Raw genomic sequence first — 12271 nt, forward strand, 5'->3', positions numbered from 1 at the left:
ATACACAATGATTTTAGACGATTACATAAATCTGTATTTATGTAATTATGCACTAATGCGGTTAACGATCTCTTCTGCTAACGTTGTGATTTCGTCTATCGCTTTGGCATCGCTTCCATGCAAAACTCCTGCGGTAATTGATGACCTGGCAATGCTTACCCTGTCGTGTATCATTGTTGTCAAAACGGGTGTTTCCATACTTTCTAAAAGCCCGCTTACTTCTTTAGTAATGCCTGAGCGAGGTTTAATCATATTCATGACGATACCCGCCTGGATACCCGGTCTTTTAAGCTGCGCATCCTTTACCAAAGCGATTGTTGACCGGATAGCCATCACATCAAAAAAGCCTGCTTTGGTCGGTATTAATATGAAATCTGATAAGCTGAATAGTTCCGGCAATTTGTTTGACAAATAAGGCGGCGTATCAACGATAATCAGATCGTATTGTAACTTTTTAATTTCTTCCAAGTGTTCATTACCAACAACTGCTAAATCGGGCAACTCTCCTTTAATATGAAGAAGGCTGCCTTGCAAATCCGTATCAACCAATGCGACATTTAGCTGATCCTGAAAACACACTGCTAAATTCATAGCAAGTGTGCTCTTTCCTACGCCACCTTTCTGGTGAGCTACCGTGATGATCTTTCCCATGTTATGTAATTCTAAATTGTTATAAATACATATTGCTGTAATTGCATAATGCTGTAAATCTTTAAATACATAACCTTAGACATCTGCATGTTTGTAAATACATAAGTCTGTAGTAAAAGAATTCTGTATCTATTTAATTATGTACTTCTGCATTTATAGATATATGTATTTGCTTATTTCTGTAATTGCATTTTGCTGTAATTGGAGATTGTGTTTTATTGCCCTAAATTACTTGGTCTTTATTCCGTGTAGTCTTGGCTAGATATGATTATTTTTCGCTACGACCTTCCTTGTAAACGTCTTTAACACGTCCCAGCAGTTGGGAGTATTGCAATTTCAATAGTGACAATCTGGCATAAGATTGTGGACGTTCTAACGACCTAAACTTATCCGCTTACTTTTGATGCCTCCTTGTAGAACCTTGATGATGTCCTCGTAATTGTAGTAAAGAATACCGCCAATCTTCGTAAAAGGGATGGTCCCATTTTCTCTCAAATTTTGAAGCGTGTTATCAGATATCTTAAGTAGATTCTTTACCTGGTAACTTTTTAAATATTTTTTAGGTTCTTCTGGAATTCCACCACTAATTAAAGCTTTCATCTGACTTAGCAGTCGTTCTCCGAACTCCTGCAAATCTTCTTTTGTGATTATTTCTGTTGCCATACTATTACATTAATATTTGTTATTAATTTCTTTATCAATACTGCTTGACAAAGTTGGCAATCATCTATTTATAAAATTCACCACTTAGGTATAGGTGATGTGTTTTTTTGTATACGACTATTCGAAAAACAAAGAAAAAATAGGCATAATAGCCCCATTTAGGCCTAAAATGGTTAGACATAAAAAAATAATCGGAGAAGTTAAGAAGTAGGGATTTGAGAATTGTAAAGGAACTTGATGTTCCAAAACGGAACATCAAGTTATTAATCTTAAAGTTACCTGTTGTTAACTTTTTTAAGTACAGCTGGCTTTCTCGATTCCATTTTTAGCCTTAGCATATCCATGTCTTTGCTAACTTGGCTATCTAAAATCTTCGCATAATGCTGGGTAGTACGGATATTTTTATGCCCTAACATTTTAGAAACACTTTCAATCGAGACCCCGTTCGATAGCGTAACGGTAGTTGCAAAAGTATGCCTTGCAATATGGAAAGTTAATTCTTTTTCTATACCACATACATCTGCGATTTCTTTCAAATAGGCGTTCATTTTTTGATTAGTTAATATGGGCAATAATTTTCCTTCATTAATACATACCGGATAATCCTCGTATTTCTTTAAGATTTTTATGGCGACTGGCAGTAGGGGAATTCTGGAAGCTGTATCCGTTTTTTGCCTTGTTGTAATTATCCATTTCTTATTGTCGATGCCGGTACTAATTTCAGAGCGTTTAAGCTTATTGACATCCGCATAAGCTAGGCCCGTATAACAACTAAACAGAAAGACGTCTCGAACCTGTGTTAATCTTTCTGAAACGAATGATTTTTCACTGATCCAATCTAATTCTTCTGCTGATAAAAAGTCTCTAACCACTTCCTTGATTTTTGTTTTGTAATTTATGAATGGGCTTCGAACAAGCCAGTTATTGGCAACGCAGATATGAATTATCTTTTTTAAATTTTTAATGTACTTGACAGCTGAGTTATTATTACAATGCCTAACAGTCCGTAAATAGAACTCCAATGAGGTTACAAACTCATGGTCTAAATCCTGAATATTCATATCGGAAACTTTATATTTCCATTTCAAAAAGTTTTTGACATGTTTAAGCGTGGTTTGATAGCGAATAGCAGTAGCAGGAGCATATTCCTTTCCAATTAATGCTTCTACTTGCCTGTTATGATCTTCAAATATTGGAATCAACATCCGGCAAGCCACTTCTTCTTCAATACCGTTCATTCGGTCTTTAAAGCTTTGTGCAGTTATAGGTATCTTTCGTTCGATCATTTCGCGATAAACCTCGTAAGCTTTTTGTTCAAGCGTCTTCAAATGACTGTTTACTGAACGAGCTTCATCGGTGTTTCCCAATACCTTTTGGGCAACATTGTTCCACTTATCAGGATTTGCATTCCGCTTGGTAGCAAGCTCAACACGCTCGCTGTCAATAGTTATTCTTAAATAAATAGGAGCGTTTCCATTGGGTAACGCTTTGGTTCGTTTCATCAGAAACAAAAGGGCAAAAGACTTGGTCATTTTTAGTGTTATTAAAGGTGAAAAAATTAGTCCTTAACACTACTGCTTTCAATGAGTTGTTTCTTAGTAACCAATTGAAAAACAGAAGCTTCAAGCATTTCGAGAGACCTAAGGTAAGAAACCTTGCGAGGTCTCCGAATAGGTCTCCAGAACGTTGAGCCGTTTTGATATCTTTTGAGGGAGAAAACATAAAAAAAACGCTATAAAACCGGGTTTTATAGCGTTTTGGCCTGTTTTGAGGCTGTAAAAGTGGAGCCGGAGGGATTCGAACCCTCGTCCAAACATGGTATAAGGTAAGCTTTCTACATGCTTAGCTTCTGTTTAATTGTAGGGAAGGGGAAGGTCAGTCGCTTACCTGTACCGTCTTCCTTAGGTGCTTTATCTTACCCGCTTATCACACCCTAAGCAGGCCAGTTTCATCTTTCGATGCCCCGATTGCCGATCCGATGAAACGGAAAACCGGCGGGACAAAAGCTATGCTAATTCTAAATTAGGCAGCTAAGGCGTAGTTATTTTCGCCATTTGTAAGTTTGAGCGTTCAGATTAAAGCGCTAATTCACCCAACGCGCTGCATGCTTACCTACTTATCTCCATCCTGTCAATTCCGGTCGACCCCATTTTTTGAGTTCGCAGTTGCCGGTGGGCAGTTTGCAGTTATAAGCGGTTACAAATATACGGATTTAGTTTGCAGTTGCGACGAATAGTTCATGGATTTTAATTGTCATTGCGCCGAAATTTTATCCGGCAACATGCTTTAGCAGCGGTAGTTTGCTCATCACAAATATCACAAGACTGGATAACGAAAAAGTTAATAGCGCGACTAATGGAATACTGAAGACCGGGTTGAATATCTTATATGTAATATCATTAAGTTCAAGGAAGTTTAAAATTAAAGCATGACTAAGGTATAAGCCTAAGGTATACTTGCCTATATTGCTTATAATGTTATTTACAACCGGATTTAAATTGACTTTAATAAATCTAGCCATTAAAAACGCGCTCGACGATAGTATAGCTATAAAAGGACTAATTGGTTCGTAAAAGAAAGTGTTTAAGTTTTTGGTTTTCAGTGATATAAAATACGTACCTAAAGTTATTGATAGGGTACATAATACAAATACCAACACCGCAATTAAAGCTATGTTTTTAAATTTTAATGGCCTATAAGCAAGGTAATAGCCAAGTACAAGGTACCCAATATAGCCGGTAAAGTTGTGGAGATCAATGCCCGGATCGAGCATAGTTAAATAAGGCCGGCTTAAAATTACTGTCAAAAACCAGATACCTAAAAAGTACAATATCTCTTTTTCTGTTGCGTTACGCACAAATTTGCTTATTACGGGTATAAACAGGTAAAGCCCCATTAAAAGATAAACATACCATAAATGATAGTAGCTGCCGGTTTGAAGTTGCTGTAATACAAGTTTTATATTGAGCCATATATTGTCTGATAACTCTATCTCTTCGTTGTAAAGTTTATAACCGATATAAATCAAACTCCAAAAAATAAAAGGGGGGATAAGTCTGCCAAATCGCTTTTTTAAGAAATCTTTAAGTTCATACTCCCGTTGTAATAGTAAAGCTCCTGTTATCATAACAAAAACGGGAACGGAAAATCGCACCACAGCATTGTAAATATCGGCAGCAAGCCAGTCGTTAATAGGTACCCCTTTAACGCGGAACAACAATGGAGACGCTGTGTGCAGCACCACAACGGCGAACATAGTTATCAGCCTTAAATTATTTATCCAGTTAATATTCTGATGTTTGTGAAGGCTAATAGTCTGGCTAAATTTCATTGAATAAACTTAAGGTTTTTTATGGGCGATTGATCAGTTTGGGTAAAACAACAAAGCCCGTTTTTTGAACCGGGCTTTGTGTTGGATAAAATAAGTAAAATGAATTAATTGCCAACTGCTAACTGCTCACTGGCGACTGTCCTGCCCGGATAAACTTTCAATGCTTCTTCCAGGCAGGTCATCGCTTTTGTAAGGTCGTTGTTGTTTAAAACATAGGCCATGCGCACTTCATTTAATCCGGCTCCGGGCGTGCTATAAAAGCCGGTGGCGGGGGCCATCATTACTGTTTCGTTATTGAGGCTAAAAATTTCGAGCATCCACTGGCAAAACTTGTCGGCATTATCAATAGGCAGTTTGGCAACCACATAAAACGCGCCGCCGGGGTTAGGACAATAAACACCATCTATTTTATTCAGTGCACTTACCAGCGTATTGCGCCTGCTTGTATATTCTTTATTTACTGCTTCAAAGTAGCTGTCCGGCGTATCAACGGCTGCTTCGCCGGCAATTTGTTCAACCATACCTGCACTTAAACGGGCCTGGGCAAACTTCAAGGCTGTGTTGCGTAATTCCTTGTTTTTAGTGATCATGCAACCCAAACGGGCACCGCAGGCACTGTAGCGCTTGCTTACCGTATCCATTATCACAACGTTTTCTTCAAGTCCGTTCATATGCATTGGCGATATAAACGAACGGCCATCATAGCAAAACTCACGATATGCCTCGTCCGAAAACAGGTACAGGTCATGCTTTAAAACCAACTGTTTCAGCGCCTCCATCTCTTCTTTCGAATACAAATACCCGGTTGGGTTATTTGGATTGCAAATCATGATGGCTTTGGTTTTATCCGTTATCAGTTTTTCGAATTCGCTTATAGGAGGAAGTGCAAAACCATTGTCTATGTACGATAATATAGGCTTAACCACAATATCGCTTTGGCTGGTAAAGCCGTTATAGTTGGCATAAAAAGGTTCCGGGATAATCACTTCATCGCCGGGGTCAAGGCATGCCATTAATGCAATACTAATAGCTTCCGAACCTCCGGTAGTAACAATAATATCTTCGGGCGTTATATTATAGCTCAGTTTATTGTAGTACTCAGTAAGCTTTTTACGGTAGCTCAATGTACCCTCGCTTGGGGTATAAGCCCAAACTTTAAAATCAATTTTTTTAATGGCATTCAGCATGCCATCGGGCGTAGCAATATCGGGTTGGCCGATGTTAAGATGATACACCTTTTTCCCATCCTGCTTAGCTTTATCAGCGTAAGGTGTTAATTTACGTATCGGTGACGCGGGCATTCGCTGGCCCTTTTCAGATATTTTTGGCATTCTGCAAAATTACTAAAATGAAAATTATAGTTTGTAAAACCTTTGTAAACGAAAAAAGACCCGGTTTCGGGTCTTTTAAATATTATTTTAAATATCCCGGTTGATATACGGGATATATCAAGCATGTAATAATTACTTGCTCGCCGCGGGTTTAGCTACAACTTCACCAACAATGTTCAAATATTTTTCGGGTGTTACAGCGTTTGATTTAACAACAATAGTTTTGTTAAATGGCGCAGCAGCAGCAGCATTGTAAGTGATTTTGATTGTGCCTTTATCGCCGCTTTTTACAGGAGTTTTAGTGTAATCGGCAATTGTACAGCCGCAGGTTGGCCTTACTTCTGTTAAAATAAGCGGTTCTTTGCCAACGTTGGTAAATTCAAACACGGTAGTAACGGGAGTGCCTTGTGGTATTTTACCAAAGTCATGCTTTTCTTCGTTAAATTTAAACTCAGCTTTTCCGCTATCTTGTGCTGATGCGGTGAAGGCAAAGCCTAATATTACCGCGCAAATCATTAATATCTTTTTCATACGTTATATTTGATTATTACAAATATAAAAGGTTTAATGTAATTACAAAACTATTACTCAAACTCCGGGTTTTATCTGTTAGTTTGCCTAATACAGAATAGAATTTTATACTTTTACCGTCTAAACAAAATTTTATATGCCTGAAACTACAACACGCGCTACCAGTAAATTTAATACTGCCGAGCTCAGTTTTGATGATTTCAAGAAGATTGTTATTGATGATTATCGTATTGGTTATGAGAGTCGCCAGGCCAGTTTGATAGGCCGCAGGGAAGTACTAACGGGCAAGGCAAAGTTCGGTATTTTTGGCGATGGCAAAGAGGTTGCACAGCTGGCAATGGCCAAAGCTTTTCGTGCGGGCGACTGGCGCGCGGGTTACTATCGTGATCAAACTTTTATGTTTGCTACAGGCATGAGCAATATGAAAGAGTTTTTTGCTCAACTATATGCTAATCCTGATATTGAAAAAGATCCCGCATCTGGCGGCAGGCAAATGAACTGTCACTACGCTACCCGTTTTGTAAACACTGATGGAAGCTGGGTTAACCAGGTTGAAACGATGAACAGTTCGTCGGACATTTCAACAACTGCCGGTCAGATTCCGCGTTTATTAGGTTTAGCCTATGCTTCAAAACTATATCGTCAAAATAAAGAACTTGATTATCTGAAACAGTTTTCAATTAACGGTAACGAAGTAGCTTTTGGCAGCGTAGGTAACGGTGCAACTTCCGAAGGATCGTTTTTTGAGACTTTTAATGCCGCAGGCGTGCTGCAGGTGCCTATGGCTATTTCAATTTGGGATGATGCTTATGCTATCTCGGTTCCGGCCAGCTTGCAAACTACTAAAGAAGATATCTCGGAAGTATTAAAAGGCTTTCAGCGTGAAAATGGAAGTAACGGTTATGAGATTTTTAAAGTTCGTGGCTGGGATTATATTGCCCTTTGCGAAACTTATGAACGGGCTATCAATATTTGCCGTGAAGAACATGTACCTGTATTGATCCACGTTACCGAAATGACCCAACCACAGGGCCACTCTACCTCAGGTTCACACGAGCGCTATAAAAGTAAAGAGCGCCTGACCTGGGAGGATGAACACGACTGCCTGCTTAAAATGCGCGAATGGATGATTGCCTCCGCTATCACTACTGAAATTGAGCTGGAGGAGCTTGAGGCTGAGGCAAAAAGATATGTACGCGAATGCCAGCGGGAAGCGGCCAATGAACTGGCCATTGTTATAAAGGCCGAAATAGAGGAAGCGGCTGATCTGATAGACGCGTTTGCCGAATCATTACCTTCGCACAAAGAGGCAATATCGGGCTTATCAGCAAGCTTACATACAAGTTTTGACGCTGGCAGGCGCGAGATTTTTACCGCTATCCGTAAAGCGTTACGGTTAACCGTTCATGAGGATAATGCTGAGCGAAGAGCATTATCAGCGTGGCTGAAAACGGAAGGCGTGAAAAATGCCGAGCGCTACAACTCAAAGTTGTTTACGGGAACACCAGAATCGCCTCTTTATGTGCCTGTTGTAGCTGCTATTTATAGTGATGATGCAAAGGTAATGGATGGCAGGGAAGTGCTGAATGCCGCATTCGATGCTAACTTTGCCCGGGATAAAAGCATTGTTGCCTTTGGTGAAGATCTTGGTGCTATAGGCGATGTTAACCAGGGATTTGCCGGTTTGCAGGCTAAATATGGCGAGATACGTATCAGCGATACCGGGATCCGTGAAACAAGTATTATAGGGCAGGGTATGGGGCTGGCCATGCGCGGTTTAAGGCCGATTGCAGAGATCCAGTATCTCGATTACCTGATATATGCAATAACCATCATCAGTGATGACATTGCCAGTTTAAGTTATCGCACCATGGGCGGGCAAAAAGCACCGCTTATTATTCGTACTCGTGGTCACAGGTTAGAGGGCATCTGGCATTCGGGCTCACCGATGAGTGTTATTTTGGGGTCGATGCGCGGTTTCCATATTTGTGTGCCCCGTAACATGACCCAGGCAGCCGGTATGTACAATACGCTGCTAAGGGGTGATGAACCTGCTTTGGTAATTGAATGCCTCAATGGCTATCGTTTAAAGGAAAAATTGCCGGCCAATGTTGGTGATTTTACTGTGCCGCTTGGCAAGGCTGAAGTTTTAAAAGAAGGCGACGATATCACTGTGGTTTCATACGGATCAACATTGAGGGTTGTGCAAGAGGCTGCGGTTGAGCTTGAAAGTATGGGGATTCATATCGAAGTAATAGATCCTCAAACGCTGTATCCATTTGATACAGAGAATGTTTGTGGTACTTCGTTAAAGAAAACCAGTAAGTTGCTGGTTGTTGATGAAGACTTGCCCGGTGCCGGATCTGCCTACATCCTGCAAAAGATACTGGAAGCACAAAATGGATATTACGCACTCGATGCACAGCCTAAAACGCTAACCGCTAAAGAACACAGGCCACCTTATGGCTCAGATGGCGATTACTTCAGTAAGCCGTCTGTTGATGACGTAGTTGAAACCGTTTATGCCATGATGAACGAGGCTAATCCTTCAAAATACCCTGCTATTTATTAATAACTCATAATTACAGGCTGGTGAAATTAGCAATTCATAAATTGCTAATTTCACCAACTGTTTTTTTAATCTACTATGGATAATACTTTTTTAACCGTCGCCGAAAATATCAAAACCCGCCGTACTGTAAAACCGGCCATGATGAATGGTCATAAAGCACCAAACGGGCATATTGCCGCGTTACTTGAACTTGCCGATTGGGCTCCAACTCATGGTTTTACTGAACCATGGCGCTTCATTGTTTATGAAAATCCCGATCAGTTTTGTGCTGAACATGCCGAAGTTTATAAAAACAGCGTATCTGCCGAAGATTTTAACGAAGCTACCTACAATAACCTGAAAACGCTTGGCAACAAAGTCTCGCACGTGATCATTGCTGTTATGCAACGTGGCGACCTGCCTAAAATACCACCATTTGAGGAGGTTGCTGCTGTATCAAGTGCCATTCAAAACATTTTGCTGGGCGCTACCGCCTTAAACATGGCTTCATTCTGGAGCACTGGTGGGGCTATCCTGAAACCGGCATTCAAGGAGTTTTTGAATCTGCGTGATGAGGATAATGTGATGGGCGTATTGTACCTTGGCTACGCCGACCAGTACCCCGAAGGAAAACGCACCGTTCCGCTTGAAAATAAAATTAAATGGGTTAAGTAAAATTAACCCATAACCTTTCCTTTTTTGCTTCGTATAATAGCCTAAAATATTGCTTAGTTTTAAACTTATTTTCATTTAAGTAAAAAATTATTGTTTTACTAATTTGGAATTTACGTTTTAAAGTATATTTTTGTGTTGGCCTGTTAACAGCAGGTTAACACACCGTCCAGAACCTGTTACTATACCCTAATTATTTAAAATTAATTTAAACTCAGGCAAGCGTATGAGGAAACATTTTTTGTGGGTCACTATGTCGATTTTTTTTCTGTCAGCAACAATCTTAAGCTGGAAATCGGATGGTGCAAACAGATCAGTGAGCGTAAGAAAAAAAAATGCAGCGTTTACAACAAAAGAACTATTTGAGCAATACGTCAATAATTTATACGAATCAGCGCATCTTAGTGAAACTGGTTTAGCTTTTAATGTATTTGAAAAAGCTGTTACAGGTTACACCAATTTAAAGCTCGCGCATATGGTGCCCCAAAGCAGCGATGTGCTTACAGTGGTTGATTTTAGCAAATCGAGCCGTGAAAAGCGTATGTGGATCGTTAATTTGTTGAGCAAACAACTGGTACTCAATACCTGGGTAGCCCATGGTTCGGGCAGTGGCGAAGAAATGGCCAGCCATTTTTCAGATGCTAACGACTCGCATGAAAGCAGTCTCGGTTTTTATGTTACTGATAAAGTTTATAACGGCAAACACGGCCGATCGTTATATCTTGATGGTATGGATGAAGGTTTTAATGGCAATGCCCGTATGCGTAGCATTGTTGTGCACGGTGCAAATTATGTTGGTCCGGCTGCTATTAATGAGCAAGGATACATAGGAAGAAGTTTTGGTTGCCCGGCTGTATCGCCAAAAGTAATTAATAAAGTAATTAATACAATTGCCGGAAAAACTGTTATATTTATTAGCGGAAACGACGATTCGTATTATTCAAAATATCTGGATGAAGCAGGGCCGCTTAATTTAATGGCGAGTGCCGACACTTCGTTCAACTTTGCTAAGTTTTAAATCCAATCCCAACTATAAACCAAATCATGAGGCCCGGCTTACTATCAAGTTCGCCGGGCTATTTTTTTGTTATTTTGCCAAAAAACTTTGAAGGTGCGCATAAAGCACAATATCCAAACCGTAAACATCAGGGCGATATTGGATAGTGCCATTTTCATCGGCCCAGCAAGTTACGTAGGTAATGTAAATAGGTGTTTTTTTAGGCAGGCCAATATTAGTAGGCTCCGGTTTATTCACTATCATATCATTTGCGATGGTGTCGATATCAGCTCCTTCGCCAAATAAATTCTTTGCCAGGCCGAGGGGATCGCCCAGGCGCACGCAGCCATGGCTCACTGCTCTCATCGTTTTACGGAATGCAGCTTTGTTAGGTGTATCGTGCAGGTAAACGCTGCTGCGGTTTTTGAACAGGAATTTGATCTTACCTAATGAGTTATCTTCGCCGGGGCGCTGTTTAAATTCGTACTCGAGGTTATCAGGGGTTACCTGTGTCCAATCTATCGTTTCCGGATCGGCTATCCTTTTGCCATCTTTAAACACATCGATATTTTTATTCGCCAGGTAAAAACGGTCTTCTGCAGCTTCAACAATGATTTCTTTGGTAGCGATACTGCGCGGAATGTTCCAAACCGGGTTTACTTCAACGCTATGAATCACACTGTTCAATATCGGCGTTTCGCGCGGGAACGGTTTATCTGCCCGGGCGGTATCGTCAAAATGCTCCAATGTGTTTTGATTTTCCATGTTACGTCCCTGGCCAACACACACCTTCATGTTTAAAACCGATTTGCCGCTATCCATAACATCAAGCCTGAAATCGGGAATATTTACGATAACATATTTGGGCTCGTAAGGTTTATTTCTCCAGCGTAGGCGTTCAAGGCTAACCAATAAATAGCGTTTGCTTTCTTCTCTTGATAGCCCTTCTATAGTGGCGCTGTCCCTGTAAGCCTTTTGTAAGGCTAAATATTGCGGGTTTTTGGGTTGGATACTGTCCAGGAATGTTTTATAATCGGCCCTTTCTAAAGTAGCGAGCATGGTTGTACTATCAGGGCGGCGGGTCGCCATAAAGTACCTTGAGTAGATCTTTTTAGGATTAATGACCCCATATTGCAATGCATTTGAATATTTTACCAGTGCCCCGGCTGTTAAAATTTCAAGTTTGGCAACAGTTTCATACGCCTCATCAATTGTTTTTATTGCTGTCTTGTCCTTCAGTTTTGCAACAAGCCTTTTGATCTCGTTTGAAGGGTATACAGTAGGGTCAAGGCCGTGCTCATTGATCCTGTCAAGGTATTCGGGTAAAGCCTCAAGGTCGCCGTTGTTTAAGTGGTTTATTACTAAAATAGGCTGGTATTCGTTCTTCTTAAAAAATGATTCAATAACAAGCGGGTTGGCTGTTTTAGATCTGTATTTAGCAAACACCCTCTTAAAAACGGGAATGTATTCTTCGGTATCGGCCTTTTTGAAAATCTCATTTTGGGTGATCCTGAACATATCTTCAGCAATCATTTCGTGCTTTT

The 12271-nt window shown here is 40.3% G+C and carries 10 protein-coding genes and 1 other RNA gene; 3 read left to right on the plus strand and 8 right to left on the minus strand.

Annotation, left to right across the window (positions count from 1 at the left end; translation table 11 throughout):
* Nucleotides 1–45 precede the first annotated feature (45 nt).
* The 7 genes from AC59JO_RS06445 to AC59JO_RS06475 all read right to left on the minus strand — a co-directional run bounded on the left by AC59JO_RS06445 (nt 46) and on the right by AC59JO_RS06475 (nt 6507).
* On the minus strand, nt 46–651 hold the full coding sequence (locus AC59JO_RS06445; protein WP_497304217.1) for a nucleotide-binding protein: 606 nt from the start codon (nt 649–651) through the stop codon (nt 46–48).
* 372 nt (nt 652–1023) lie between these two features.
* The gene (locus AC59JO_RS06450) at nt 1024–1314 is read right to left on the minus strand and encodes a helix-turn-helix domain-containing protein (protein WP_497304219.1); all 291 of its coding nucleotides are present in this window, start codon (nt 1312–1314) and stop codon (nt 1024–1026) included.
* 275 nt (nt 1315–1589) lie between these two features.
* The gene (locus AC59JO_RS06455) at nt 1590–2846 is read right to left on the minus strand and encodes a site-specific integrase (protein WP_497304221.1); all 1257 of its coding nucleotides are present in this window, start codon (nt 2844–2846) and stop codon (nt 1590–1592) included.
* A gap of 247 nt (nt 2847–3093) precedes the next feature.
* Nucleotides 3094–3462: a transfer-messenger RNA gene (gene ssrA, locus AC59JO_RS06460) on the minus strand.
* A gap of 121 nt (nt 3463–3583) precedes the next feature.
* On the minus strand, nt 3584–4645 hold the full coding sequence (locus AC59JO_RS06465) for an acyltransferase (RefSeq protein ID WP_413668270.1): 1062 nt from the start codon (nt 4643–4645) through the stop codon (nt 3584–3586).
* Between the two features lie 104 nt (nt 4646–4749).
* Nucleotides 4750–5976, minus strand: coding sequence for a pyridoxal phosphate-dependent aminotransferase (locus AC59JO_RS06470; protein ID WP_413668269.1), 1227 nt, complete (start codon nt 5974–5976; stop codon nt 4750–4752).
* A 132-nt stretch (nt 5977–6108) separates the two neighbouring features.
* Nucleotides 6109–6507 (minus strand): DUF1573 domain-containing protein, encoded by a 399-nt coding sequence (locus AC59JO_RS06475; RefSeq protein ID WP_091207513.1) that lies wholly within the window; start codon nt 6505–6507, stop codon nt 6109–6111.
* 136 nt (nt 6508–6643) lie between these two features.
* On the opposite strand from AC59JO_RS06475, the gene AC59JO_RS06480 reads away from it, so the two are divergent.
* From AC59JO_RS06480 to AC59JO_RS06490, 3 genes are all read left to right on the plus strand, one after another.
* Complete coding sequence (locus AC59JO_RS06480) at nt 6644–9079, plus strand: alpha-ketoacid dehydrogenase subunit alpha/beta (RefSeq protein WP_413668268.1); 2436 nt, start codon at nt 6644–6646, stop codon at nt 9077–9079.
* Nucleotides 9080–9154: 75 nt separating this feature from the next.
* Nucleotides 9155–9733 carry a nitroreductase family protein gene (locus AC59JO_RS06485; RefSeq protein WP_497304225.1) on the plus strand — a complete coding sequence of 193 codons (579 nt, stop codon included), beginning with the start codon at nt 9155–9157 and terminating at the stop codon, nt 9731–9733.
* Nucleotides 9734–10046: 313 nt separating this feature from the next.
* Entirely contained in the window at nt 10047–10748 is a 702-nt protein-coding gene (locus AC59JO_RS06490; protein WP_413668266.1) for a murein L,D-transpeptidase catalytic domain family protein, read from the plus strand.
* A 69-nt stretch (nt 10749–10817) separates the two neighbouring features.
* On the opposite strand, the gene AC59JO_RS06495 is transcribed toward AC59JO_RS06490, so the two are convergent.
* Entirely contained in the window at nt 10818–12260 is a 1443-nt protein-coding gene (locus AC59JO_RS06495; protein ID WP_413668265.1) for a L,D-transpeptidase scaffold domain-containing protein, read from the minus strand.
* Nucleotides 12261–12271: the final 11 nt, after the last annotated feature.

Source organism: Mucilaginibacter sp. A5337, from assembly GCF_059690695.1.

Coding starts and splice junctions, on each gene's coding strand:
- AC59JO_RS06445 (WP_497304217.1), bottom strand. CDS start 651: ATGGGAAAGATCATCACGGTAGCTCACCAGAAAGGTGGCGTAGGAAAG.
- AC59JO_RS06450 (WP_497304219.1), bottom strand. CDS start 1,314: ATGGCAACAGAAATAATCACAAAAGAAGATTTGCAGGAGTTCGGAGAA.
- AC59JO_RS06455 (WP_497304221.1), bottom strand. CDS start 2,846: ATGACCAAGTCTTTTGCCCTTTTGTTTCTGATGAAACGAACCAAAGCG.
- AC59JO_RS06465 (WP_413668270.1), bottom strand. CDS start 4,645: ATGAAATTTAGCCAGACTATTAGCCTTCACAAACATCAGAATATTAAC.
- AC59JO_RS06470 (WP_413668269.1), bottom strand. CDS start 5,976: ATGCCAAAAATATCTGAAAAGGGCCAGCGAATGCCCGCGTCACCGATA.
- AC59JO_RS06475 (WP_091207513.1), bottom strand. CDS start 6,507: ATGAAAAAGATATTAATGATTTGCGCGGTAATATTAGGCTTTGCCTTC.
- AC59JO_RS06480 (WP_413668268.1), top strand. CDS start 6,644: ATGCCTGAAACTACAACACGCGCTACCAGTAAATTTAATACTGCCGAG.
- AC59JO_RS06485 (WP_497304225.1), top strand. CDS start 9,155: ATGGATAATACTTTTTTAACCGTCGCCGAAAATATCAAAACCCGCCGT.
- AC59JO_RS06495 (WP_413668265.1), bottom strand. CDS start 12,260: ATGATTGCTGAAGATATGTTCAGGATCACCCAAAATGAGATTTTCAAA.